19 protein-coding genes and 1 tRNA gene are annotated in these 26,382 nt (G+C 59.2%); all 20 read left to right on the top strand.

Going from position 1 to position 26,382, the window contains the following annotated elements:
* The first annotated feature begins 308 nt into the window (after positions 1 to 308).
* The 20 genes from PSEBG33_RS05860 (at position 309) to PSEBG33_RS27740 (ending at position 26,081) form a co-directional block, all read left to right on the top strand.
* Entirely contained in the window at positions 309 to 782 is a 474-nt protein-coding gene (locus PSEBG33_RS05860; RefSeq protein ID WP_003193874.1) for a Dps family protein, read from the top strand.
* 181 nt (positions 783 to 963) lie between these two features.
* Positions 964 to 1,317 (top strand): ribbon-helix-helix domain-containing protein, encoded by a 354-nt coding sequence (locus tag PSEBG33_RS05865; protein WP_032803701.1) that lies wholly within the window; start codon positions 964 to 966, stop codon positions 1,315 to 1,317.
* A gap of 170 nt (positions 1,318 to 1,487) precedes the next feature.
* Positions 1,488 to 1,709 (top strand): FmdB family zinc ribbon protein, encoded by a 222-nt coding sequence (locus tag PSEBG33_RS05870; RefSeq protein WP_003193872.1) that lies wholly within the window; start codon positions 1,488 to 1,490, stop codon positions 1,707 to 1,709.
* A 108-nt stretch (positions 1,710 to 1,817) separates the two neighbouring features.
* Entirely contained in the window at positions 1,818 to 3,593 is a 1,776-nt protein-coding gene (gene aspS / locus PSEBG33_RS05875; RefSeq protein ID WP_005790914.1) for an aspartate--tRNA ligase, read from the top strand.
* 136 nt (positions 3,594 to 3,729) lie between these two features.
* Positions 3,730 to 4,476 (top strand): YebC/PmpR family DNA-binding transcriptional regulator, encoded by a 747-nt coding sequence (locus tag PSEBG33_RS05880; protein WP_005790912.1) that lies wholly within the window; start codon positions 3,730 to 3,732, stop codon positions 4,474 to 4,476.
* Positions 4,477 to 4,646: 170 nt separating this feature from the next.
* A complete protein-coding gene (gene ruvC, locus PSEBG33_RS05885) occupies positions 4,647 to 5,171 on the top strand; it encodes a crossover junction endodeoxyribonuclease RuvC (RefSeq protein ID WP_005790910.1) in 525 nt (174 codons plus the stop codon).
* Between the two features lie 68 nt (positions 5,172 to 5,239).
* A complete protein-coding gene (ruvA, locus tag PSEBG33_RS05890; RefSeq protein WP_005790908.1) occupies positions 5,240 to 5,851 on the top strand; it encodes a Holliday junction branch migration protein RuvA in 612 nt (203 codons plus the stop codon).
* A complete protein-coding gene (gene ruvB, locus PSEBG33_RS05895; protein WP_005790907.1) occupies positions 5,852 to 6,910 on the top strand; it encodes a Holliday junction branch migration DNA helicase RuvB in 1,059 nt (352 codons plus the stop codon).
* A 140-nt stretch (positions 6,911 to 7,050) separates the two neighbouring features.
* Positions 7,051 to 7,506, top strand: a complete 456-nt coding sequence (ybgC, locus tag PSEBG33_RS05900; RefSeq protein ID WP_005790903.1) for a tol-pal system-associated acyl-CoA thioesterase — start codon at positions 7,051 to 7,053, stop codon at positions 7,504 to 7,506.
* Position 7,507: 1 nt separating this feature from the next.
* Positions 7,508 to 8,203 (top strand): protein TolQ, encoded by a 696-nt coding sequence (gene tolQ / locus PSEBG33_RS05905; RefSeq protein WP_003193865.1) that lies wholly within the window; start codon positions 7,508 to 7,510, stop codon positions 8,201 to 8,203.
* A 23-nt stretch (positions 8,204 to 8,226) separates the two neighbouring features.
* Positions 8,227 to 8,679: a protein TolR gene (gene tolR, locus PSEBG33_RS05910; protein WP_161793227.1), complete on the top strand. Its 453-nt coding sequence runs from the start codon at positions 8,227 to 8,229 to the stop codon at positions 8,677 to 8,679.
* Positions 8,679 to 9,752 (top strand): cell envelope integrity protein TolA, encoded by a 1,074-nt coding sequence (gene tolA, locus PSEBG33_RS05915; protein ID WP_005790902.1) that lies wholly within the window; start codon positions 8,679 to 8,681, stop codon positions 9,750 to 9,752. The genes tolR and tolA overlap by 1 nt, the downstream gene beginning before the upstream one ends.
* 17 nt (positions 9,753 to 9,769) lie before the next feature.
* Positions 9,770 to 11,050: a Tol-Pal system beta propeller repeat protein TolB gene (gene tolB, locus PSEBG33_RS05920; RefSeq protein WP_032803700.1), complete on the top strand. Its 1,281-nt coding sequence runs from the start codon at positions 9,770 to 9,772 to the stop codon at positions 11,048 to 11,050.
* A 55-nt stretch (positions 11,051 to 11,105) separates the two neighbouring features.
* On the top strand, positions 11,106 to 11,606 hold the full coding sequence (gene pal / locus PSEBG33_RS05925) for a peptidoglycan-associated lipoprotein Pal (RefSeq protein WP_003193861.1): 501 nt from the start codon (positions 11,106 to 11,108) through the stop codon (positions 11,604 to 11,606).
* Between the two features lie 6 nt (positions 11,607 to 11,612).
* Positions 11,613 to 12,443, top strand: a complete 831-nt coding sequence (gene ybgF / locus PSEBG33_RS05930) for a tol-pal system protein YbgF (protein WP_005790895.1) — start codon at positions 11,613 to 11,615, stop codon at positions 12,441 to 12,443.
* Between the two features lie 164 nt (positions 12,444 to 12,607).
* The gene (gene queE, locus PSEBG33_RS05935; RefSeq protein ID WP_005790893.1) at positions 12,608 to 13,255 is read left to right on the top strand and encodes a 7-carboxy-7-deazaguanine synthase QueE; all 648 of its coding nucleotides are present in this window, start codon (positions 12,608 to 12,610) and stop codon (positions 13,253 to 13,255) included.
* Between the two features lie 123 nt (positions 13,256 to 13,378).
* Positions 13,379 to 13,454 (top strand) — tRNA-Lys (locus PSEBG33_RS05940).
* Positions 13,455 to 13,851: 397 nt separating this feature from the next.
* Positions 13,852 to 15,573 (top strand): ShlB/FhaC/HecB family hemolysin secretion/activation protein, encoded by a 1,722-nt coding sequence (locus PSEBG33_RS05945; RefSeq protein ID WP_005790891.1) that lies wholly within the window; start codon positions 13,852 to 13,854, stop codon positions 15,571 to 15,573.
* Positions 15,574 to 15,603: 30 nt separating this feature from the next.
* Positions 15,604 to 25,830 (top strand): filamentous hemagglutinin N-terminal domain-containing protein, encoded by a 10,227-nt coding sequence (locus tag PSEBG33_RS05950; RefSeq protein ID WP_005790889.1) that lies wholly within the window; start codon positions 15,604 to 15,606, stop codon positions 25,828 to 25,830.
* The gene (locus PSEBG33_RS27740) at positions 25,827 to 26,081 is read left to right on the top strand and encodes a hypothetical protein (protein ID WP_032803698.1); all 255 of its coding nucleotides are present in this window, start codon (positions 25,827 to 25,829) and stop codon (positions 26,079 to 26,081) included. The genes PSEBG33_RS05950 and PSEBG33_RS27740 overlap by 4 nt, the downstream gene beginning before the upstream one ends.
* Positions 26,082 to 26,382: the final 301 nt, after the last annotated feature.

Here is a 26,382-nt window from a genome sequence, read left to right as displayed (position 1 = left end):
TAAACGGCAGCCACACGGCGTCTATTTAACAGCAAAGGCTGTGCCTACTCAAATCAAGCATTTCGGGGTGTTGCGACGGCAACGGCATTTGTGCGGCAAACGCTTGTCCTAGACAGGTGCAGGATTTTTTGGCGGGCGTTGCGAGACCGTTCCTACGGCTAAAAAGGCTTGCCAATTCGCGAGTTGCAAGCGATGCGGGGCGATTTGCCGCAGGTCGCCTGGGTGTGACGGGCTGCATGCGGCTCGCTCTCTTGCTAGAGTGGTCCTGCACCTGATCAATGAATACTCGTCAATTGAAGGGGAAAAACATGGCAATCGATATTGGTATCAGTGAAGAAGACCGTAAGTCCATCGTCGACGGACTTTCACGACTGCTGTCCGATACCTATGTTCTGTATCTGAAGACCCACAACTTTCATTGGAACGTCACAGGCCCCATGTTTCGTACGCTGCACTTGATGTTCGAGGAGCAGTACAACGAATTGGCGCTGGCGGTGGACTCCATTGCCGAGCGCATCCGTGCCCTGGGCTTCCCGGCACCGGGCGCCTATTCGATCTACGCCCGCCTGTCTTCGATCAAGGAAGAGGAGGGTGTGCCGAGCGCCGAAGAGATGATCAAGCAACTGGTGGCCGGTCAGGAAGCGGTTACGCGTACCGCGCGAGGCATCTTCCCGCTGCTGGACAAGGTCAGCGATGAGCCGACGGCCGACCTGTTGACCCAGCGTATGCAGGTACACGAGAAAACCGCGTGGATGCTGCGTTCGCTGCTCGAAAACCAGTAACTGTCGAACCCGGGCGGCGCTGTTTCAGCGCTGCCTGCTTGTTTCCCTGCGCTTCCTGGCGTTGTCCTACGACTAACGACTCCCCGTCTTCTGGCTGCTGCACGCTGGGTGCTGTTTTATAGGCCCATCGTTCAATGGGAGAAGCCCATTGGCTGCTGTTTGGCAATGGAGTGTCGGGTGTATGTCACGTGGAATGGGTAAAGGAGTGATGGAAACCTGTGGTTTTCACAAGATAAAGGTCGACCCTTTTGCAAAAGGGTTCGATATGGGACTGGCCAAGCCGTTGTCGCGGTCGGTCAGGCTCAATGGGTTTTCGACCTGCCTGCGGCTTGAGCAGATCTACTGGAACATCCTGACGGAGATCGCCAGGATCAATGCCTGTTCGGTCAGTGCCTTGTTGTCCTATGTCGATCGGGAAGTGCATCTGCGTTACGGAGGCGTGAAGAACTTCAGTGGGCTGGTGAGGGTGGTGTGCGTGGTTCACGTGCTCAAGGGCCGGGTTGCTCCCGCCGCTGAGGGCACCTTCGCGTCGTAGCTCGGCGGCCCTGGGCCCGGCCTTCATCCTTGTGGGCCGGCCCCGGGGCAGAAAGCCGGCTGCGCTGTGTCGATTTACCAGATATAATCCCGCGCTTTGCTGCGCATGCCGGGGCTTTATGCACAGGGCAGGGCGTGGCGCTGTAACGATCTGATCGCCGAGACATCTCCATGCCCATGTACGACTATCAATGCGCTTCCTGTGGTCACCAGTTGGAAGCCATTCAGAAGATCAGCGCAGCGCCGCTGGTCGATTGCCCTGCCTGCCAGGCACCTGAGTTGAAGAAGATGTTGTCCATGCCGGGCTTCCGCCTGAGCGGCAGCGGCTGGTACGAGACTGATTTCAAGACCGGTGCCAAGAAGAACCTGGCCGGCGGCGACAAAGCAGACTGAGTTGAACTCTACGCGCAGGCTCCTGCATTATCCGTCCCCTGCTTTAATGTACGGTGACGAGGCGGGCCTGCCACCGAATTTCGAATTACGAGAAGTGAAACCACGACCATGATGCGCAGCCACTATTGCGGCCAACTGAACGAGACCCTGGAAGGTCAGGAAATCACCCTTTGCGGATGGGTTCACCGTCGCCGCGACCACGGCGGGGTGATCTTCCTCGATATCCGTGATCGCGATGGTCTGGCCCAGGTAGTGTTCGACCCGGACCGCGCCGAGAGCTTCGCCGCCGCCGACCGGGTGCGCAGCGAATACGTCGTCAAGATCACCGGCAAGGTACGCCTGCGTCCGGCCGGTGCCGTGAACAAGAACATGGCGTCCGGCGGCATTGAAGTGCTGGGCTATGAGCTGGAAGTGCTGAACGAGTCGGAAACCCCGCCGTTCCCACTCAACGAATACTCCGACGTGGGCGAAGAAACCCGCCTGCGCTACCGCTTCCTGGACCTGCGTCGTCCGGAAATGGCCGAGAAGCTGCGCCTGCGTTCGCGCATGACCACCAGCATCCGTCGCTTCCTGGACGAGAACGGCTTCCTCGACGTCGAAACGCCGATCCTCACCCGGGCCACCCCGGAAGGCGCGCGCGACTACCTGGTGCCTAGCCGTACCCACGCCGGCAGCTTCTTCGCCTTGCCGCAATCGCCGCAGCTGTTCAAGCAACTGCTGATGGTGGCCGGCTTCGACCGTTACTACCAGATCGCCAAGTGCTTCCGTGACGAAGACCTGCGCGCTGACCGCCAGCCGGAATTCACCCAGATCGACATCGAGACCAGCTTCCTCGATGAAAAAGAGATCATGGGCCTGACCGAGCAGATGATCCGCAACCTGTTCAAGGAAGTGCTGGACCTGGAGTTCGGCGAATTCCCGCACATGACCTTCGAAGAAGCCATGCGCCGCTACGGTTCCGACAAGCCAGACCTGCGTAACCCGCTGGAGCTGGTGGACGTGGCCGACCAGCTCAAGGATGTCGACTTCAAGGTGTTCAGCGGCCCGGCCAACGACCCTAAATGCCGCATTGCTGCCCTGCGCGTACCTGGCGGCGCGAGCATGCCGCGCAAGCAGATCGACGACTACACCAAGTTCGTCGGTATCTACGGTGCCAAGGGCCTGGCCTACATCAAGGTCAACGAGCGTGCCAACGGCGTTGACGGCCTGCAATCGCCGATCGTGAAAAACATCCCTGAAGCCAACCTGAACACGATCCTCGATCGCGTCGGCGCCGTTGACGGCGACATCGTGTTCTTCGGCGCCGACAAGGCCAAGATCGTCAGCGAAGCCCTGGGCGCGCTGCGTATCAAGCTCGGTCACGACCTGAACCTGCTGACCTGCGAATGGGCACCGATGTGGGTCGTCGACTTCCCGATGTTCGAAGAGAACGACGACGGCAGCTTCAGCGCGTTGCACCACCCGTTCACCGCGCCGAAGTGCTCCCCGCAGGAGTTGGAAGCCAACCCGGCAGGCGCACTGTCCCGTGCCTACGACATGGTGCTCAACGGTACTGAGCTGGGTGGCGGTTCGATCCGTATCCACCGCAAAGAGATGCAACAAGCGGTGTTCCGCCTGCTGGGCATCAACGAAGCGGAACAGGAAGAGAAGTTCGGCTTCCTGCTCGACGCCCTGAAATACGGCGCGCCACCGCACGGTGGTTTGGCGTTCGGCCTGGACCGTCTGGTGATGCTGATGACCGGCGCCCAGTCGATCCGTGAAGTGATTGCCTTCCCGAAAACCCAGAGCGCTGCGGACGTCATGACCCAGGCCCCGGGTGTGGTGGATGCCAAGGCCTTGCGCGAACTGCACATCCGTCTGCGCGAGACGCCGAAGGCTGAGTAAGGCTGCAGCGTGAAAGCGCGATAAGGTTGTACGCAGTCAAAAAGGCGCATCTTCGGATGCGCCTTTGCGTTTAAAAGAGGGAAATCCCGCCGGGGGCGGGATTGATAAGGTTTCTAGAGAATTTCGGAGTTGTGTTATGGCTGGCCATTCCAAGTGGGCGAACATCAAGCACCGCAAAGAGCGTCAGGATGCCAAGAAGGGCAAGATCTTCACCAAGTGGATTCGCGAACTGACCGTCGCAGCCCGTCAGGGCGGCGGTGACCCGGGCTCCAACCCGCGTCTGCGCCTGGCGCTGGACAAGGCGCTGGGTGCCAACATGAGCCGCGACATCATTGACCGCGCCGTGGCTCGTGGTGCCGGTGCGGCCGACACCGACGATATGGTCGAACTGACCTATGAAGGCTACGGCCCGGGCGGCGTGGCGGTGATGGTCGAGTGCATGACCGATAACCGCAACCGCACCGCCGCAGCCGTGCGCCACGCGTTCAGCAAATGCGGTGGCAACCTCGGCACGGATGGTTCGGTGGCCTACCTGTTCGAACGCAAAGGGCAGATCACCTTCGCGCCTGGCACCGATGAAGACGCGCTGATGGAAGCCGCGATGGAGGCGGACGCCGACGACGTGGTCACCAACGAAGACGGCTCTATCGATGTGTTTACCTCGTTCGCCAGCTTCTACGCCGTGCGTAATGCCCTGCAAGCCGCTGGTTTCAGCGGCACCGACGCGGAAATCGTGATGCTGCCGACCACCAGTGCCGAGCTGGACCTGGAGGGGGCGCAGAAGGTGTTGAAGATGCTGGATATGCTTGAAGATCTGGATGATGTGCAGAATGTGTATTCGAATGCCGACATCCCTGAGTCTGTGGCCGAACAGCTTGCCTAAGCACGATGAGACCCGATGTGGGAGCTGGCTTGCCTGCGATAGCATCACCTCGATTTGACAGAAGTACCGAGGTGCCCGCATCGCAGGCAAGCCAGCTCCCACTGGGGTTCTATGCTGTTACACAAATGTGTGCCTGGCACATACCGTTGTAAATCCAACCCGCAGGCGTTATGACTTTAATCCTAGGTATCGACCCCGGTTCGCGCATCACCGGTTTTGGCGTGGTGCAGCAGACCCCGCGCGGCTGCATCTATGTTGCCTCGGGCTGCATCCGCACCGGCGCAGGGGAATTGGCCGAGCGGCTGCAGATCGTCTATCGCGGCGTACGTGAAGTCATCCAGACCTACGGCCCGGTCACCATGGGCATCGAAAAAGTCTTCATGGCCAAGAACGCCGATTCGGCGCTCAAGCTCGGCCAGGCCCGTGGCGCTGCCATCGTGGCGGGTGCCGAGGAGGGCATGGAGATCGCTGAATACACCGCGACCCAGGTCAAACAGGCCGTGGTCGGCACCGGTGCAGCCAACAAGGAACAGGTGCAGATGATGGTCATGCACATGCTCAAGCTCACTTCAAAACCGCAGATCGACGCCTCTGACGCCCTGGCCATCGCCATTTGCCATGCACATACCCGTTCCAGCCTGCTGCCTCACGGCTTGGGAACGGCACGTAGTCGTGGCGGGCGGCTGCGTCTCTGATAGCATCAGCGCATTGGTTATTTGCGGTCAGGCCCTGATCTGACCCCCAAGCTTTAAGGATCTGAACCGTGATTGGACGCTTGCGCGGCACCCTGGCCGAAAAACAGCCGCCGCACCTGATTCTGGATGTGAATGGGTTGGGTTATGAGCTGGAAGTGCCCATGACCACGTTGTACCGCTTGCCGTCGGTCGGCGAGCCGATAACCTTGCACACGCATTTGGTGGTGCGTGAAGACGCGCAACTGCTCTATGGTTTCATCGGCAAGCGCGACCGCGATTTCTTCCGCGAGCTGATTCGTCTCAATGGCGTGGGGCCCAAATTGGCCCTGGCCTTGATGTCGAGCCTGGAAGTGGATGAATTGGTGCGTGCGGTATCCGCCCAGGATACCTCGGCCCTGACCAAGGTGCCGGGAGTGGGCAAGAAAACCGCCGAGCGCCTGTTGGTGGAGCTCAAGGACCGCTTCAAGGCCTGGGAAGTGGTGCCGAGCATGTTCGCCCTGGTACCGAACCAGCCGGATATGCCGGCAGGCCAGATCGCCAGCGCCGAAAGCGATGCCGTCAGTGCGTTGATCTCCCTGGGCTACAAGCCTCAGGAAGCCAGCAAGGCGGTATCGGCCATCAAGGACAAGAACCTGAGCAGCGAAGACATGATCCGCCGAGCCCTGAAGGGAATGATTTAAGTGATTGAAGCTGATCGTCTGATCGCGGCCACCGGCCCGCGTGACCGTGAAGAAGTCCAGGACCGGGCCATCCGCCCCCTGAGCCTGGCCGAATACATCGGCCAGCCTACCGTGCGCGAGCAGATGGAGCTGTTTATCCAGGCCGCGCGCGGGCGCAGTGAGTCCCTGGACCACACCCTGATCTTCGGCCCGCCGGGGTTGGGCAAGACCACCCTGGCCAATATCATCGCCCAGGAAATGGGCGTGTCGATCAAGTCCACCTCCGGCCCGGTGCTGGAGCGTCCCGGTGACCTGGCGGCGCTGCTGACCAATCTTGAACCCCATGACGTACTGTTTATCGACGAGATCCATCGGTTATCACCGATTGTCGAAGAAGTGCTGTACCCGGCGATGGAGGACTTCCAGCTCGACATCATGATCGGCGAAGGCCCGGCAGCCCGTTCGATCAAGCTCGACCTGCCACCTTTCACCCTGGTGGGCGCGACCACGCGTGCGGGTATGCTGACAAACCCGCTGCGAGACCGTTTCGGCATTGTTCAACGTCTGGAGTTCTATAGCACCGCTGATCTGGCGACCATCGTCAGCCGTTCGGCGAGCATCCTTGGCTTGCCCCTGGACCCGGAAGGCGCCTTTGAAATCGCCCGGCGCGCCCGCGGCACGCCACGTATCGCCAACCGCTTGCTGCGCCGCGTGCGCGATTTTGCCGAAGTGCGTGCCAAAGGGCACATCACCAAGGCGGTCGCGGACCTGGCCTTGAACCTGCTGGACGTGGACGAGCACGGCTTCGATCACCAGGACCGACGTCTACTCTTGACCATGATCGAGAAGTTCGACGGTGGCCCGGTCGGCGTGGACAGCCTGGCGGCGGCTATCAGTGAAGAGCGCCATACCATTGAGGATGTGCTGGAGCCGTACCTGATCCAGCAAGGCTATATCATGCGTACACCGAGGGGCCGGGTGGTGACGCGCCATGCCTATTTGCACTTTGGGCTAAACATTCCGTCACGATTGGGCGAGATGCCTGCGGTAGACGAATTCCTTGATGCAGTGGACGATTAAAAAGCTGACGCCGGACGATTTATCCGAGCTTTGTGCTGTCCCAGTGTCTGGCGTCGTCATTTGAGTCACTGCAAAAGCGTTCAGGAATGAAAAAACAGTTGTCCAGCCGGATTGGCAACCTGAGGAGTAAGCACTAGAGTATGCGCGCGCAAAACGGGGATCAGTCGTTCGCACATCGCTGTCGCGTTTATTACGAGGACACCGATGCCGGCGGCATCGTGTATTACGTCAACTACCTGAAATTCATGGAGCGGGCTCGAACCGAGCGGCTACGGGAGCTGGGCTTTGCCCAATCCACGCTGGCAGGGGAGGACCTGTTATTCGTCGTGCATTCCAGCGAGGCGCGTTATCACGCACCGGCGCGACTGGACGACGAGCTGCTGGTCAGCGCTGAAGTAATCGAATTGAACCGTGCCAGCCTGCGCTTCAAACAGCAGGTCAGGCGGGCCACGGATGCAACGCTGCTCTGTGAGGGGCAGTTCCTGGTGGCGTGTGTGCGCACCAACAGCTTGAAACCTCGGGCCATTCCCGAAACTCTACGCGCGGCCTTTGCCGCCGTGAGCGGCGCGGGTCAACAATCAAAGCAGGAGATTTAGCGTGGAACCTACCGTCGTCGACCATTCCTCCATGTGGAGCCTGGTCAGCAATGCCAGTGTTGTGGTTCAACTGGTCATGCTGACCCTGGTAGCCGCATCGGTTACCTCTTGGGTTATGATTTTTCAGCGCAGCAACATGCTGCGCGCCGGTCGACGTGCCCTGGAGAGCTTTGAAGAGCGCTTCTGGTCGGGTATCGACCTGTCCAAGCTGTACCGCCAGGCCGGCAGCAACCCGGATCCGGATTCGGGCGTCGAGCAGATCTTCCGTGCCGGTTTCAAGGAATTCTCGCGCCTGCGCCAGCAGCCGGGTGTCGACCCTGAAGCGGTGATGGAAGGCGTGGCCCGCGCCATGCGCGTGGCCATCTCCCGCGAAGAAGAGAAACTTGAGCAGGGCCTGCCGTTCCTTGCCACCGTCGGTTCCGTCAGCCCGTACATCGGCCTGTTCGGTACCGTATGGGGGATCATGAACTCCTTCCGCGGCCTGGCCCAGGCCCAGCAAGCCACACTGGCCACCGTGGCCCCGGGTATTGCCGAAGCCCTGATCGCCACCGCGATCGGCCTGTTCGCCGCTATCCCCGCAGTAATCGCCTACAACCGTTTTGCCGCAACCAGCGAAACCTTGATCGGCCGTTACTACACCTTCGCCGATGAATTCCAGGCGATCCTGCACCGTAAAGTGCACACCAGCGAAGAATAAGCAGGTAATTCCCAATGGCTTTAATCGCTCGAGCTCGCAAAAAGCGCAAGCCGGTCGCCGAGATGAACGTAGTGCCCTACATCGACGTGATGCTGGTGCTGCTGGTGATCTTCATGGTGACCGCGCCGATGCTCAACCAGGGCGTGAAGGTTGATCTGCCCAAGGTTTCCAGTGAAGCCTTGCCGCAGGACAACAACACGCAGGTCCTGACCATTTCGATCAAGGCTGACAAGACCTATTACTGGAACCTTGGCAGCGAAGTCGACACCCAGAAGCAGCAGGACAAGGCCCTGACCTTGCCGGCGATGACCGATGCGGTGACCAAGATCATTCGCTCCGGCAACGAAGGCGGCAAGCACACCCAGGTATTTATCCGCGGCGACAAATCGGTCGACTACGGCTCCGTCATGGGTGCCATGGGCGGGCTGCAGAAAGCCGGCGTCGGTAACGTTGGCTTGATTACCGAGGCGCCCTGATGCAGCAACAGCGAGAGCCGTCCGCCTCGGAAAGCTACTTCTGGCCTGGCGTGTGGGCGATAGCCCTGCACGTCCTGGTGTTCGGCATGCTGTTTGTCAGCTTTGCCATGACCCCGGACCTGCCGCCAGCCAAGCCGATCGTGCAGGCGACCCTGTATCAGCTGAAATCGAAAAGCCAGGCCACCACCCAGACCAATCAGAAGATTGCGGGTGAAGCCCAGAAGTCGGCTGCGCGCCAGACTGAAGTCGAGCAGATGGAACAGAAGAAGGTCGAGCAGGAAGCGGTGAAGGCTGCTGCGGAACAAAAGAAAGAAGAGGCGGCTCAAAAGGCCGAGGAATCGAAAAAGGCCGACGAAGCCAAGAAAGCCGACGAGGCGAAAAAGGCTGATGAAGCCAAGAAAGCCGAGAAAGCTGCCGAAGCCAAAAAGGCTGAAGAGAAACAATTGGCTGATATAGCCAAGAAGAAATCTGAAGAAGAAGCCAAGAAGGCTGCCGAGGAAGAGGCCAAGAAAAAGGCCGCTGAAGAAGCCAAGAAAAAGATAGTCGAAGACGCGAAGAAGAAAGCCGCCGAAGACGCCAAGAAAAAAGCTGAAGCAGACGAGGCGAAGAAGAAAGTCGCCGACGAAGCGAAGAAGAAAGCTGCCGCCGACGCCTCCAAGAAAAAGGCTCAGGAAGCAGCACGCAAATCCGCCGAAGAGAAAAAGGCCCAGGCCCTGGCAGATTTGCTTTCCGACACGCCGCAGCGTCAGCAAGCCCTGGCCGATGAACGTGGTGATGAAGTCGCGGGCAGTTTCGACGACCTGATTCGGGCGCGGGCAGCGGAAGGCTGGACACGTCCACCTTCGGCACGCAAAGGCATGACAGTAGTGCTGCAGATCGGCATGTTGCCGGACGGTACGGTGACTTCGGTCAGCGTGGCCAAGTCCAGTGGTGACGGTACGTTCGACAGTTCAGCGGTTGCCGCGGTCAAGAATATTGGCCGGTTGACCGAGATGCAGGGAATGAAACCAAGTGACTTCGCTCCCTATCGTTCATTCAAGATGACATTCACACCTGAGGATCTAGCCTTGTGAGAAACCTTCTTCGAGGAATGCTTGTCGTTATTTGCTGTATGGCAGGGATAGCGGCGGCGGATGAAAAGAACATCCTGGTAACCAGCGGCAGTGATCGGGCCACACCGATTGCGGTAGTACCGTTCGGTTGGCAGGGCGGCAGCGTGCTGCCGGACGACATGGCCCAGATCGTCAGCGACGACCTGCGTAACTCCGGTTACTACGCGCCGATTCCCAAAGGCAACATGATCAGCCAGCCCAACCAGGCCAGCGAAGTCGTGTTCCGTGACTGGAAAGCCGTGGGCGCGCAGTACGTGATGGTCGGCAACATCACGCCGGCCGGTGGTCGCCTGCAGATCCAGTACACCTTGTTCAACGTGGCCACCGAGCAGCAGGTATTGACCGGCAGCGTATCGGGTACCGCCGAGCAACTGCGCGACATGGCCCACTACATCTCGGACCAGTCGTTTGAAAAGCTCACCGGTATCAAAGGGGCGTTCTCGACGCGCCTGCTGTATGTCACGGCTGAGCGTTTCTCTGTAGACAACACCCGCTACACCCTGCAGCGTTCGGACTACGACGGTGCACGTGCAGTGACCTTGCTGCAGTCCCGTGAGCCAATCCTGTCGCCGCGCTTCGCGCCGGACGGCAAGCGTATTGCCTACGTATCGTTCGAACAGCGTCGCCCGCGCATCTTTGTGCAGCACATTGATACGGGTCGTCGCGAGCAGATCACCAACTTTGAAGGCCTCAACGGTGCGCCAGCCTGGTCGCCGGATGGTTCGCGCCTGGCTTTCGTGCTGTCCAAGGACGGCAACCCGGATATCTACGTGATGAACATGGCCTCGCGCCAACTGAGTCGCGTGACCAGCGGCCCGGGCATCAACACCGAACCGTTCTGGGGTAAGGATGGTTCGACCATCTACTTCACCTCCGACCGTGGCGGCAAGCCTCAGGTCTACAAGGCAAACGTGAACGGTGGCGGTGCTGAGCGTGTGACCTTTATCGGTAACTACAACGCCAACCCCAAGCTTTCGGCCGATGAAAAGACGTTGGTGATGATTCACCGTCAGGATGGTTTCACTAATTTCCGGGTTGCGGCCCAGGATTTGCAGCGCGGAACCGTTAAAATCCTTACAGATACCAACCTTGATGAGTCAGCCACTGTTGCGCCCAACGGCACCATGGTAATCTACGCCACCCGCCAGCAGGGCCGGGGAGTCTTGATGCTCGTGTCCATCAATGGACGCGTAAGGCTCCCACTTCCTACCGCACAAGGCGAAGTCAGAGAACCATCCTGGTCCCCTTACCTGAACTGACGCGGCGCTACAAAAAGAAGTACTTAACACACTGGGGTTCATTAGGAGTTTCACGATGGAAATGCTGAAGTTTGGTAAGTTTGCTGCTCTGGCTCTGGCTCTGTCCGTAGCCGTTGGTTGCTCCTCTAAAGGCGGCGACAATGCCGGTGAAGGCGCAGCTGTTGATCCAAACGCTGGTTACGGCGCTAACACTGGTGCGGTCGACGGCTCCCTGAGCGAAGAAGCTGCTCTGCGCGCTATCACCACTTTCTACTTCGAATACGACAGTTCGGACCTGAAGCCAGAAGCCATGCGCGCTCTGGACGTTCACGCCAAGGACCTGAAAGCTAACGGCGCTCGCGTTGTTCTGGAAGGTAACACTGACGCCCGTGGTACTCGTGAGTACAACATGGCACTGGGCGAGCGTCGTGCGAAAGCCGTTCAGCGCTACCTGGTACTGCAAGGTGTTGCTCCAGGCCAACTGGAACTGGTTTCCTACGGTAAAGAGCGTCCAGTTGCAACTGGCAACGACGAACAGTCGTGGGCTCAGAACCGTCGCGTCGAACTGCGTAAGTAATTCGTCATGCGAACGTGCCGTCGTGCTCTGACTGTATTGGCTCTCAGCCTCGCCCCGCTTGCGGTGTGGGCTGCGGTTCCTGTAACGGATAGCAACTCAGGCTATAACAATAGCGGGAGCAGTTATCCGCCAGCAGGTTATGGCACGAACGGCGCCTATGCGGGGGGAGCGGCTACGTCCGCTCCCTCGGCACAGGGCGAGCTGTTCAACCAGCTGCAACGCATGCAGGATCAATTGTCGCAGCAACAAGGCGCCATTGAAGTGCTGCAGAACCAGGTGAACCAGCTCAAGCAAGAAGGCCTGGAGCGATACCAGGATCTTGATCGTCGTATTGGAGCCGGCGTTGCACCTGCCGCTACTCCTGATAATTCTGCTGCCGGTGGCGCGCCAAGCGCTGCTGCCGGTGGTGCTGCAGCTGGGGCCGCCGCGGCTGCCCCTGCCGCCAGCAGTGAACCGGGTGATCCGGCGAAGGAAAAGCTGTATTACGATGCAGCCTTCGACCTGATCAAAGCCAAGGATTTCGATAAGGCCAGCCAGGCCTTTACCGCATTCCTGCGCAAGTACCCCAACAGCCAGTACGCGGGCAATGCTCAGTACTGGTTGGGTGAGGTCAACCTGGCAAAGGGTGATTTGCAGGGGGCAGGCCAGGCTTTTGCCAAGGTCAGCCAGCTGTACCCCAAGCACGCCAAGGTGCCGGACTCGTTGTACAAGCTTGCTGACGTAGAGCGCCGCCTAGGTCACACCGACAAGGTCAAAGGCATTCTGCAGCAGGTGGTTGCCCAGTATCCGGGTACCTCCGCCGCGCAGTTGGCCCAGCGCGATCTGCAACGCTTGTAAGCAATACCGCCCGTTTAGAAGAAACCCGCGCCTGGCGCGGGTTTTTTCGTTAGAATCCACGCCCTTTTATGAAACACGCTTCCTGGGGTTGGCGCGTTGGCGCAATCCCTTGAAGTGCCTGACGGAGGCGGACAGCCTGTTTAGCTGTTACGCCCGTGGCGACTATGCAAGACACATTACGTATTACCGAAGTCTTTTACTCGTTGCAGGGTGAAACGCGCACTGCTGGCCTGCCCACCGTATTCGTACGACTCACCGGCTGCCCATTGCGTTGCCAATACTGCGACAGCGCCTACGCCTTCAGCGGCGGCACCGTGCGCACCCTCGACGACATCCTGGAGCAGGTTGCCGGCTACCGGCCGCGCTACGTCTGCGTGACGGGCGGTGAGCCGTTGGCGCAACCCAATGCCATTCCCTTGCTCAAGCAGCTGTGTGACGCCGGTTACGAGGTCTCACTGGAAACCAGTGGCGCCTTGGACATTTCCGCTGTCGATCCGCGTGTAAGCCGGGTGGTCGACCTCAAGACCCCCGACTCCAAGGAAGCCCACCGCAACCGCTACGAGAACATCGACTTGTTGACGGCCAACGATCAGGTCAAGTTCGTCATCTGTTCCCGCGACGATTATGACTGGGCGACTTCCAAGCTGATCCAGTATGGCCTGGAGCGTCGCGCGGGCGAGGTGCTGTTCTCGCCCAGCCATCACGACCTGAACGCCCGTGAGCTGGCTGACTGGGTAGTGGCGGACAACCTGCCGGTACGCCTGCAATTGCAGCTGCATAAGTACCTGTGGAACGACGAGCCGGGGCGCTGATCCGGCGGCTGCGAGAGGCGTTCTGCTCACCGAATTACCGTTCAAATGCGTTTTTTCTGATTTATTTCAAATAAGGTGTTGAATAATCCTTAGAAATCAGTATTATACGCGCCACCACACAGCGGGTCGTTAGCTCAGTTGGTAGAGCAGTTGGCTTTTAACCAATTGGTCGTAGGTTCGAATCCCACACGACCCACCATTTTTGGCGGTTTAGAAAATCCGGAAGGCCCACGCAAGTGAGGATTTCCGGGTTTTTTTTTTGCCTGTCATTTGGCCGATCTCGTCGACGCTGGGTCATCTCTTGCTCAGATTCCGTCGCCGTCCAAAACATTCCTTAAATTCAAATACTCATACGCGGACCGGTGCGGACCGAATAGTCCGGTCGTTCGGATGCGCCTTCGATGTGTATCAGATCTGATACCACTGGTCGGAAACCAGCCCGGAACTTCAAACGAAATTCCTTCCTATCTGATTATTTTTCTTCTATGTCAGATGCTTACGTGTTTTTAAGACTTTTCCTAAAGTACCGTCGGTTTATTGGCGTGAGGGGCGGACGATGTTAGTTTGCCACCCTTCGTAAATTCGATGGATCGAACATGTCTTCCCAGCTGCCACGGACTCGGTATTCACTGAGTATTGCCCTGCTTGCCTGTCTCGTTTCCCACAGCGTAATGGCGGCAACCCTCCCCGGTGATCAGGACCTGATCCGCGAGCGGCAAAACCGCCTGCTGGAAGACCAACAGCGCCGCCTTGAGCAGCTCAAGGAACTGCCTGGCAAAGAGGCCCGGCCCGAAGCGCCCGTAGCCCCGGTGGACAGCCGTTGCTTCCCGATCCAAACCATTGAACTCCAGGGTGCCGACCACCTGCCTGCCGCTGAACGCGAGCGTCTACTCAAACCGTACGCCGGTCAGTGCCTGGGCGTTGCACAACTCAATGCCCTGCTCAAAGACATCACCAACTACTACATCGACAAAGGCCTGGTGACCAGCCGCGCCTACTTGCCGCAGCAGGATATGTCCAAAGGGCATCTGCAAGTCCTGGTAGTGGAAGGCAAGCTTGAAGGCCTGAAGGGCGCCGGCACCGGCAAGCTGTCGGACCGCGAACTGGCCATGGCCTTTCCCGGCAAAAGCGGCGAGATATTGAACCTGCGAGAAATCGAGCAGGCTGTCGATCAACTCAACCGCTTGCCGTCCAATCAAGCCCAAATGGAGCTGACCCCGGGCGAGGCCGTGGGCGGTAGCGCGGTATTGGTCAAAAACAACCCGCAAAAGCCATGGCGTGCCAGCCTTTCACGTAACAACGATGGACAGAAAAGCACTGGCGAGCAGCAGTGGGGTACCGGCTTTGAATGGGACAGCCCGCTGGGCCTGGCCGATCAGCTGATTCTGCGCGGCGGCCACGACGCCGTCAGCGATCACCAGAAAACCTCAAAAAACGCCATGCTGTATTACAACGTGCCCTGGGGCTGGTGGAACTTCAGCTACAGCTACAACCAGAGCGACTACCGTTCGGTCGTCCAGGGCGATGGTTTCGACTTCAAGCAAACCGGGGACAGTGAAAACCATCAGTTGCGCGCTGAGCGGGTGATCCACCGTGATGCCGTGAGCAAAACCTCGCTCAACGTCGGCCTGTCCCACCTGCGTACCAACAATTACATCGAAGACAGCCGCTTGGCCGTCAGCAGCAATCGGCTCAGCGAGTTGCAGTGGGGCATCAACCACGGTCGGCGAGTTGGCAGTGCTTTTGTCAACATTGACCTCGGTATGCAGGACGGCATTGGTTTGCTTGATGCCCAGGCCCAACATGAGCGCGATCAGAACGGCAATCGACTGGCCAACTCCCGCTACCGCAAATACACCGCCACCGTCAGCTACCTGCAACCGTTCACGCTATGGGGCGAGTCGTTCAGTTTTACCAGCTTGGCCACCGGCCAACGCAGTGAAGACGTGCTGTTCAGTCCTCAGCGCATGAGCCTCGGCGGTTCGGCGTCGGTACGCGGCTACAAGGATCAGCAGCTGACCGGCGACAGTGGCGGCTACTGGCGCAATGACCTGCGCTGGAGCCGCCCGGTGACGCTCGGCTGGCTGCGCCCGGTGTTCGGCGAATACGGCGCCAGCGTGGGCTACGACCAGGGCGTGATCCGCAATGGCCGCTACAACGGCGAAGTGCACGGCCGCGTCTCAAGCAACTCCCTTGAGCTGTTCGCCCGCGGCAAACACGTCAGTACCAGCGTGACCTTTGCCCACTCGCTGGAACGACCGGCCGCGCTGCTTGAGCGTGAAGCACCGATCTACTTCCGCATGGATTTCTTCCTGTAATTCAACGCCCAGTTGCAACGAGAATTTGAAATGGATGTTCGCCAATTTGCCTTCCTGGTTCGCCAGCCATCTGCTGCCCTGAAAAGCCGTGACGCGTTCCTCGGCCTGCCCAAACGTGGCCTGGCGCTGATCCTGGCCAATGCGCTGTTTTGGCAGCCGCTGCTGGCCCAGGCCGAAGGCATCGTGGTCAGCACGCCCGGCACCACCGTGGGCGCGGCGGGCAATGGCGTGCCGGTGGTGAATATCGCCACCCCAAATGGCGCGGGCCTGTCCCACAACCAGTTCAAGGACTACAACGTCGGCGCCAATGGCGTGATTCTCAACAACGCCACCGACCGTACCCAATCGACGCAACTGGGCGGCATCATCCTCGGCAACCCGAACCTGCAGGGCCGCGCTGCCAATATCATCCTCAACGAAGTCAACGGTGGCAGCCCGAGCCAATTGCGCGGCTACACCGAAGTGGCGGGCCAGTCGGCAAAGGTCATCGTCGCCAACCCCTACGGCATCACCTGCAGTGGCTGCGGCTTCATCAACACCCCCAACGTTACCCTGACCACTGGCAAACCCATCCTCGATAACGGCCGCCTGGATCGCTATCAGGTCGATGGCGGTGCCGTAACTATCGACGGCCAGGGCTTGAACGCCAGCAACGTCGACCGCTTCGAAATCATCACCCGCTCGGCCAAGATCAATGCGCAGATCAATGCGCGCAACTTGAGCGTGGTTGCCGGGCGCAATGATGTTAATGCGCAGACCTTGAGTGCAACCGCACGGGCCGATGACGGCAGCGCCAAGCCGGAGCTGGCGATTGACTCGACGGCGTTGGGTGGGATGTATGCCGGGGCGATCAAGCTGGTGGGGACTGAAGCCGGTGTGGGCGTGAAGCTCGACGGTGCGTTGATGGCCAGTGGGGGGGATATTCAGCTCGATGCCAATGGACGCTTGAGCATGGCCAATGCCAAAGCCAGCGAAGCGGTGGTGGTCAAGGCCGGTCAATTAGACGCTGCTGGGGCTGTGTATGCCGGCACGCGAATCGATCTGCAAACCACAGCGGGCCTGAACAACCAGAAAAGCCTGGCGGCCCGCGACAGTATCACCATTACCAGCGGTGGCACGGTGGTCAACAGCGGCATCATCGAAGCCGGTGTCAACGCCGATGAAAGCCGTAATGCCAGTGGCGATGTCAGCCTGCACGCGGCGAACCTGAGCAATAGCGGCAGCGTGGTTGCCAGCCGAACCCTCACCGCGACAGCCAACCAAACCTTGAACAATCAAGGTGGCACATTGAGCGGTATAGGCGCCGTGGTTAACGCCGGCCAACTCGACAACCGTGGCGGTCGTGTATTGGGGAAGGACTCGCTCAAGGTCACGGCCACCGGCCTGGATAACCGCACCAACGGTCTGCTGCACAGTGAAAACAGCACCGACGTTACGGTAACCGCTGCACTGGATAACCAGAGCGGTCGCGTGATCGGCCTCAAGAACCTGGCGCTCAACGCCGGCCAACTGACTAACGATAACGGCCTGGTCGCCAGCCAGGCGCAGGCCCGTGTAACCGCCGGGCAATTGAGCAACCAGGCGGGTGAAGTCTCTGCCGATCAGACTACCGTGATCGCCACGACCCTGGACAACCGTTCGGGCAAATTGCTGGGCAGCAACCTCAACGTGACCGCCAGCGGTGCCATCGATAACCGTCTGGGGATTTTCTCCGCCACCAGCCTGACGGTACAGTCTGCCAGCCTGGATAACCGCGACAAAGGTTCCGTTGCCAGCCAGGGCGTGATGAACCTGACGGTCGCCGGGCTGCTGGACAATCGTAATGAAGGCAACCTCGTCAGCCAGGGGGCTCAACAAATAGCCGCAGGGCAGTTGAACAACAGCCGGGGCGGCCTGGTGTCCAGCAAAACTACCCTGGCGCTGCACGGCGACAGCCTGATCAACCAGGGTGGCCTGGTCATTGCCGACGGCGCGCTGACCCTCACCGGCGGCGATCTGGATAACAGCCTGGCCGGCGTGATCAGCACCAAGGCCGCAGCGCACGTGCAACTGAATCAGTTGAACAACAGCAACGGCGGCAAGTTGGGCAGCGATGGTGCGCTGACCCTCAACGCCAACCAGCTCGAAAACGGCGCCGGTCGCATCAGCGCCAAGGGCGACTTGCAGGCAACGGTCGGTGTGCTCAATCAACAAGCGGGCGAACTCGTCAGCGACGGTGCGCTGAACCTGACCGGCACGTCCCTGGATAACCGCAACGGCGGCCTTATCGCTGCCACCCACGGCGTGGACCTGCGCAGCCAGACCATCCTTAACCAGCAAGGCGAGATATCCAGCCAGGCAAAGGTGCTGGTGATCGCTGATCAACTGAACAACACCACCGGCAAGGTCATCGGCGACAGCGGCCTGACGCTCACGGTCCAACGCCTGCTCAACCAGAGCAAAGGCTTGCTGGCGGGGCGTGAGAGCCTTGTGTTGAACGGCGCGCAACTGGACAACAGCCAGGGTGGCCGTGTCACCAGCCAAAAAGACCTGGACATCACCCTGACCGGCGACCTGCTTAACCAAGGGCAGGGCACGCTACTCAGCGAGGGCGCGTTAACCGTCCAGGCCGGTACGCTGGACAACAGCCTGGGCGGCATTTTGTCCGCAGCCAATGCGTTGTCGATCACCACTCAGGGCCAGTTGAACAACCAGGCAGGCAAACTACTCGCCGATGGCACAGCCACGCTGGTCAGCGCTGCGCTCAACAACAGCCAGGGCGGTGTGATCAGCGCCAAGCAGCAGGTTGATGTACGCAGTGCCGGCCTGAATAACAGCCAGCGCGGCAGTATCAGCAGTGACGCTGGTATTACCCTCAACGCAGGGCAACTGGACAACAGCCAGCAAGGGTCGATCTTCGCCAAGTCAACGGTCAAGGCAACCCTGAGTGGGCTGGATCAGCATGACCGTGGTGAGCTGGTCAGCAACACCAACATCGAACTGGACTTGAACCATGGGCAACTGATCAACCGCGACCACGGCCTGATCGCGACACCGGGCCAACTGCTGCTGAACAACCTGGGCAACGTCGACAACAGTCAGGGCGGTGAAATCTCCAGCAGCCAGTCATTCCTGTTGATGGCCGATGCGCTGAATAACCGCGGCGGCAAAGTCATCAGTGGCGACAGCCTGCAGGTACGTATCGCCAAGGCGCTGGATAACAGCGTGGAAGGTGTACTGTCCGCCAAGAGCGTTCTGCAAGTGGCAGCCGACAGCCTGGACAACCAGGCCCGTGGCGCGCTCGCCAGCCGTGGTGCGCTGGACCTGAAGGTCACCGGCGCGCTGGATAACCATAACCAGGGGCAGATATCCGCCGCTACGGTTTTGACTACCACCTCAGGCTCCTTGAACAACAGCGACAAGGGCAGCCTCTCGGCCGGCACGCTACAGACGCTCAACACCGGCGCGCTGGACAATCACCAGGGCGGTCGCATCGTCAGCGACGGTAGCCAGACCGTCACTGCCGCCAATGTGGATAACCGCGCGGGTGTGATCGGCAGTCAACAGGCGCTGAACCTGATCACTGCCAACCTCGATAACACTGCCGGGTTGATCAACAGCCAGGCGGACCTGACCCTGACCGGGCAAACAGTCGACTCAAGCCTGGATGGCGAAATCTCAGCCAAGGGCGACTTGAAGCTCATCGTCCAACAGCTGATCCAGCGTCAGGGCCGCTTGATCGGCGAACGCGCCGTAACCCTCGACCTGCAAGGCGGCAATCTCGATAACAGCGCAGGCTTGATCAGTGCCAAAGGCCCGTTGACCTTCGCGCGCCTGGCCAACCTGACCAACCGCGAACAAGGCGAAATCTCCAGTCAGACGGCGTTCACCGTAGCTGCCAAACGCATCGATAACGGTGATCGTGGGGTCATCCTCAGCGCTGATCAATTGCGTCTTGAAGCGGATACAGTGTTCAACGCCAACAAGGGCTTGATCTCCGGATGGAACGGTCTGACGGTGGTCGGCAATAGCCTCGACAACAGCGCCGAGGGCACGTTGTCGAGCAAGAGTGGCACGTTGCACACCGACCTCACCGGTGTATTGGATAACCACGCGGCGGGTGCCCTGGTCAGCCTGGGCAAACAAACGCTCATCGCGGGCAGCCTGAACAATGATCAGGGGATCATCTCCGGCCAGGCCGATGTTGGCCTCACCGTTGCCGGTCGCCTGGACAACGGCAACAACGGCTTGATTTCCGCCGGTCAACAGCTGGACTTCAACAACGCCCAGAGTGAAATCCTCAACCGTGGCGGCCAGATCAGCGCGGCCAATATCTCCATGATCGGTCAAAGCCTGGACAACAGCGGCGGGCAACTGATCAGCCAGGGCACCCTGGAAGGCACCCTCAGTGGTGCGTTGATCAACGCCAACAACGCCCGCCTGGCCAGTGGCGCAGCACTGTTGCTGAACGCTGCCAGCCTGGACAACCGAGGCGGCCAACTGGTCAGCCAGGATCGACTCGACCTGACCCTTGCCAACGGCGACCTGGATAACAGCGGCAAAGGCACGCTCGCCAGCCAGAAAGACCTGCTGATCAAGCTGTTGGCCGGTGACATCCACAACCAGCAAGACGGCTTGATTTACAGCCAAAAGGGCAAGCTGGATCTTGCCGCTCAAGCGCTCAACAACCAAAAGGGCACGCTGCAAAGCCAGACCGAAAACCGCTTGCGCCTCAGTGGCGCCCTGAACAACCAGGGCGGTCGGGTCGACAGCCTCAGTGGCAACCTGGACCTGGAAGCGGCCAGCGTAACCAATACCGCAGGCGGCATCCTCAACAGCAGCACGGGTTGGATCAAACTGGTCACCGGCCTGTTCAATAACGGCAGCGGCATCACCCAGGCGCAATCGGTGGATATCACAGCCAGGGACGGGTTGCTCAACCAGCTTGGTCATCTGTCGGCGCTGGGCGGTGAAAACCGCATCGTCACCAGCACCTTGAATAACCAGGGCGGCGGTGTGTATGCCGACACCTTGCTCAAAGTCACGGCCGCGAACTTCGATAACCAGGGCACTGAGGTCGGTAATGGTGGCAAGGTCGGCGCCCGCGCAATTGATTTCGGCCTGACGGGCACGCTGAGCAACAGCTATGGCCTGATTGAAAGCGACGACACCCTGCGCCTCGCCGCGCAAACCATCAACAACGTCAGCGGCAACCTGCGCGCCATGGGCCGGGTTGGCACCACCGATATTCGTACCACGGGCCTGTTCGATAACCGCTTCGGCGCGCTGGAAAGCGCCAACGAAACCCTCAACCTGCAAGCGGCCAGCCTGGATAACAACGGTGGGCGCATCGTGCATACCGGCACTGGCACGTTTGACCTGACGTCCGACCAAGTCACCCGTGCCGGTGGCAGCTTCGTCACCAACGGCCAACTGGATATCAAGGCAGCAAGCTGGACCAACAGCAGTGTGATCCAGGCCGGGCGCCTGAACTTAGACATTGGCCAATTCACCCAGACCGCCAGCGGCCAATTGCTCGGCGCACAAAGCCTCACCGGCACCGGCGACACCTGGACCAACGACGGCCTGCTGGCCAGTAACGGCAACCTCAAGCTAACCCTGACCGGCGGCTACAGCGGTAACGGCCGGGTCAGCAGCCTGGGCGACATGACCCTCGCCGCCGCCAACATGGACCTGGGTGAAAATGCTCGTATTGGTGGTGGTGCAATCACCCAGGTCACGAGCACCAACGTCCTGACCAATCGTGGTCGCGTGACCTCGGTAGGCGACCTGACGGTCAACGCTGGCGCCCTGAACAACTACGGCACCCTGGGCGGCTCCGAGAATGTCCGCCTTAACGCCACGCATCTGCTCAATGAAAAAGGCCTGTTGTTCAGCGGCAAGGACATGACCTTGCGCGTCAACGACTTCAGCAACCGTTTTGGTGATGTCTACAGCCTGGGTGGCCTCGACATCGCACGCGATGATGCCAATGGGCGCAGTGCACTGATTGAAAACGTCTCCGGTACCTTGGAAAGCGACGGCAACATGCGCTTGCTGGCGGATACCCTGAGCAACCGCCGCGACCAGTTCACCACGGAGAAAAGCCTGGTTTCCGGGAGCATCGGTGTTTACGGCAACGATTACTGCAAAGGTAAAGGCTGCGAACTGAGTTTCAGCGGCGTCGAAACCTATGAGGACGTCATCAAAGGCAGCTCCGCCTCCGCGTTCATCAATGCCGGTGGTGATCTCACGGTAGGCAGCCAGACGTTCGATAACCTCTATAGCTCGGTATCGGCCGCTAAAAACATCCTGATCAACACCGACGTGCTGAACAACACCGGCGCTGCCGGCGGTGAGCAGCGTAATTTCGGTTACGCCTACTACACGCGTAACCGTTCGGCTTACTCATTGCTGATGAGCGAAGTCGAACAGTTCAACCGTAGCAACGATCCCAGCTCAAGTGACTATAAGCCGGGTCAGTACACGTTCGACCAGTTCATTGAGAAGACGAGGTTCTCGGATACCTACTTCACATCACCTATCGACTACACCGTGCCCACCTCTGGCAGCGTGATCGCCCAAGCGGTGATCCAGGCAGCCGGATCGGTCACCGTTAACGCAACCAAAGAAATCAACAACAGCGTCATCCGCCCGAACGCTACCAACATCGACACCCCGGCGGCCAACCGCAACACCAACTCGGATGTATTTGCCTCCACCGTCAAGCCGGCGATCACCGCGCAACTGCCGCCAGACTTGGCCCAACGCCAAGTCAACCCGGTGACCTTACCCGGCTTCAGTTTGCCGACCAGCCAGAACGGCTTGTTCCGCCTCAGCGGCCAGGCAGCGAAAGGCGGCGCAGCGAGTAAAGCGGACACCGCCACGGGTGACTTCAGCGTCAACGGGCGAGTCATCACCGCCGCCGACCGCGAAAAAACCCTCGACTACACCGCCGTGCAAGAACGCGGTTTCAACCTCGACGGCCAGCCCGTCAGCGGTGCAGTCAACGGCCAGGGCCCGCTGGCTCTGGACAATCGCTCCCCCTCGATCACCCGCGTGCAAGGCCTGCCGGACATTACTCCGGTAGATAACAGCCACAAATACCTGATCGAAACCAACCCGGCGCTCACCGACCTCAAGCAGTTCATGAGCTCCGACTACCTGCTGGGCAAACTCGGCTACAACCCCGACGCCAGCTGGAAGCGCCTGGGCGACGGTCTGTACGAGCAGCGCCTGATCCGCGAAGCCGTGGTGGCCCGCACTGGCCAACGCTACATCAACGGCCTCGCCAGCGATGACCAACTGTTCCGCTACCTGATGGACAACGCCATCTCGTACAAGGATTCGCTCAACCTGCAGCTCGGCGTATCGCTGACCGCTGAACAAGTCGCGGCGCTGACCCACGACATCGTGTGGATGGAAGAAGCCGAGGTCAACGGCCAGAAAGTCCTGACCCCGGTGCTCTACCTGGCCCAGGCCAACAACCGCCTGGCCCCCAACGGCGCGCTGATCCAGGGCCAGGACGTGAGCCTGATCACCGGCGGCGACCTGCACAACAGCGGCACCCTGCGTGCCACCAACAACCTGAACATGGTCGCCGGCAACATCGACAACAGCGGCCTGATGCAAGCCGGCAACCGCCTGGAAATGCTCGCCACCGACTCGATCCGCAACAGCCGTGGCGGCATCATCAATGGCCGCGACATCAGCGCCACCGCGGTGACCGGCGACATCATCAACGAACGCACCGTCACCACCTTCAAACAGGAAGGCCAGGGCTACCAACTGCGCAACGACGTGGCCAGCGAAGCCTCCCGCTTTGAAGCCACCGACACGCTCAAGCTGAACGCGGGCCGGGACGTGCTCAACCTCGGCAGCAACCTCAAGGCCGGTGGCAACGCCAGCGTGACCGCAGGGCGTGACGTGGTGATCGCCAGCCAGACCGAACAGGACGACTACGCCTACCAACGCCGCCGCATCAGCGGCACCGAGCAAACCACAATGCAACATGCGTCGACGGTGGAGGTTGGCGGCCACATGGCCATTGAGGCCCGGCGCGATATTGCGGTTATTGCCAGCACCGTTAGTGCTGCCAAGAACCTGAGCGTTGAAGCGGGTGAAAACGTGTCGCTTATTTCTGCGGCCAATGAGCAACACGAGTATTCGAAAGGCAAAAAAGGCAATACTAAAACCACGACCCAACTGGACAACGTGACCCAGCAAACCGCTCAGCTAAACGCTGGCGGTAACTTGGTGGCTATTGCAGGTACCGACCTGACCCTGGTTGCCAGCAAAATCAGCGCCGGCAACGAAGCCTATATTCAGGCGGGTGAGGAGCTGAAGCTGTTGGCCGCGCAAGACAGTCATTACTCGTTGTATGACATGAATAAAAAGGGCAGTTGGGGTAGCAAGAAAACTCAGCGTGATGAGGTGACCCAGGTCACCCATGTGGGCAGCGAGATCAAAGCCGGTTCGAGCATGATGCTCGAAAGTGGCAGTAATCAGCTGTTTCAAGCGGCAAAGCTCCAGAGTGGGGGGGACATTGCGATTGTCAGCGGTGGCTCGGTGACATTTGAGGCGGTTAAAGACTCGCGGCAGGAAAGTCACGAAAAGAGTAAGAGCGATATGGCGTGGAACAGTGCCAAAGGTGAAGGCAGTACTGACGAGACATTACGTCAGACCTTGATGGTGGGGCAGGGGCAACTCGCTATTCGCGCCGCCGGTAAGATCAATATAGACCTCAAGCAGATTGACCAAAAAACTGTCAGCCAGACGATTGATGCAATGGTTCAAGCCGAGCCTCAGCTTGCCTGGATCAAAGTAGCTGAAGCCAATGGGCAAGTTGATTGGCGAATGGTCAAGGAGATCCACGACAGCTGGGACTATAAGCAATCGGGATTAGGTGCCGCACCCGCGCTGATTATTTCGATTGTCGCCAGCATCTACCTGGGGCCCCTCGCGGGGGCTATGGCTAGCAACTTTGCGGTTGGGACAATCAATGGCGGCGGTGATATTGGTGCGGGACTGAAAGCGGCCACCAGTAAAGATGCGATCAAGGGTTACGCGACGCAAGTGGTCACTAGCGGAGTCCTGGCCGGAATAGACACCGCTGTCGGTGGTTGGAATACCGACGGGGCGTTGATTCTTAACGCGGACGGGGTCAATAACCCTGGTTATAGCAAGAGCATGCTGGACTGGAACACGGTCAGTGACAATGTGCTGCGCAGCACTACCCACGCTTTGGTAGCCGGCAGCATCAATACGGCGATTAACGGCGGTAGCTTGAAGGACAATCTTGGCGCAGCCGCAGTTTCCGAAGGGCTGGACCTGACGGCAGCCTTTGGCAACAAGCAGGTGGGCGATTTGGCTGAGTACCTGAAAATAACCCCAGGGTCGGCACAAAAAGTCTTGATGCATGCTGTATTGGGAGGAGCGTTATCAAGCGCTAAAGGTGGAGACTTCAAGACCGGGGCTTTAGCCGGCGCCGCCTCAGAAGGATTGACAGCTTTGGCAACGGAAAAACTGGGTAACTACCTGGACTCCCGGTTTGCCACGGATACCCAGTTCCGGGTAGGCACCGCTCAACTCGTCGGCGTTTTGGCGGGTGCTCTAGTCAACGGTGATCCTGCAACCGCTAGCTGGGTAGCCGGAAACGCAAAAAAATATAATGATGAGTTTCATATTGGTGGGCCCGCCATTGCGGGGGCTGTGAGTGCAGGTGAAAAAGTGCTTAAAGAGGGTGGAACGCCAGACCAGGCTACCGCTGCAATGAGTTCGCACCTGCGGGGCGATGGTTTTGATGGGCCAATGCCTGCCAATGGACTTGTACAAGCATGGTCAATCGGTGTTGGTCTGCCCCTGGCGGCAGTTGAAGCACCTGCTGTAGGGATAGGAGGGCTGGTAGCGGGTGCCTTGATTTCCGGCGGTGCAAATTTCGGCTATCAGCTATCGACGGGTAAGGACGTTAACTACACCGATGTATCCATCGCCGCGACGGTTGGAGGATTAACGCAAGGGAAGGGGTTCTGGCTGACTCAAGGATACGGATTGAGCGGCGCTTATTTGGGCAGTGTAATCAAGGGCGAGGATGCGAAGTATTCGTTGCTGGGCTCTGTGCTAGGTACTGCAATAGGTTATAAATCCGGAAATGTGATCACAGGGCAGTTGAAACCATTAATAGGAAATACTGCGAGCGAAACCTCAGGAGCTGCGACAGGTTCTGTATTGTCTGAAATTGTCAGCGGTGGTGTATCTAATATGGGAAGTAATAAATGAAGCCAAAAACGGTAGGTTGGTACCTATTGGGTACGCTAGTTGTGTATTTTTTTCTGGTTTTTTTTATGGTGGGTATTGTCGGTAATTTACTTGTGGCGACGATTGCATATTTCAAGCTGGGTCATTGGGCGCTTGAGGCTGGCGTTATCAATGCCTCTCTGAAAGTCGCTGCTTACTGCGGGGTTCCAGTAGGTGCGGGTATTTGGGTGTTGTCATGGCTGAAAAGTCGTAAAGACAAAAAAAGGCACTAGTATTTGTGCTATCGGTGGGGAAATGGGATGAAAGGAAAAGGGGACGGATTTATGTGCGCCAGACAAAGCGTGGTCGCCTGGAATTGACGGCGCAAGCTGTCATGAAATGGCGTAAGAAACCGAGCGGGTACTAACCCCGTCCGGCAAGGACCAGCCATCTACCGGAAGCGAGTCTTGTGTGGCGCTCGGGTAACCGGCACTGCGAAGCTTAGACAGCGAGTGTATAGGCCGTGTAATACAGCCTCGAAATGTCCGCAGCGTGGAAGCCGACGCCTTATAAATAGTGGAAGGCAACATTGAA

The organism is Pseudomonas synxantha BG33R, assembly GCF_000263715.2.
In the GTDB taxonomy this organism is placed as follows: Bacteria; Pseudomonadota; Gammaproteobacteria; order Pseudomonadales; family Pseudomonadaceae; genus Aquipseudomonas; species Aquipseudomonas synxantha_A.
Note: the sequence above shows the minus strand (reverse complement) of the source record. Positions and strands in the feature narration are given on the sequence as shown.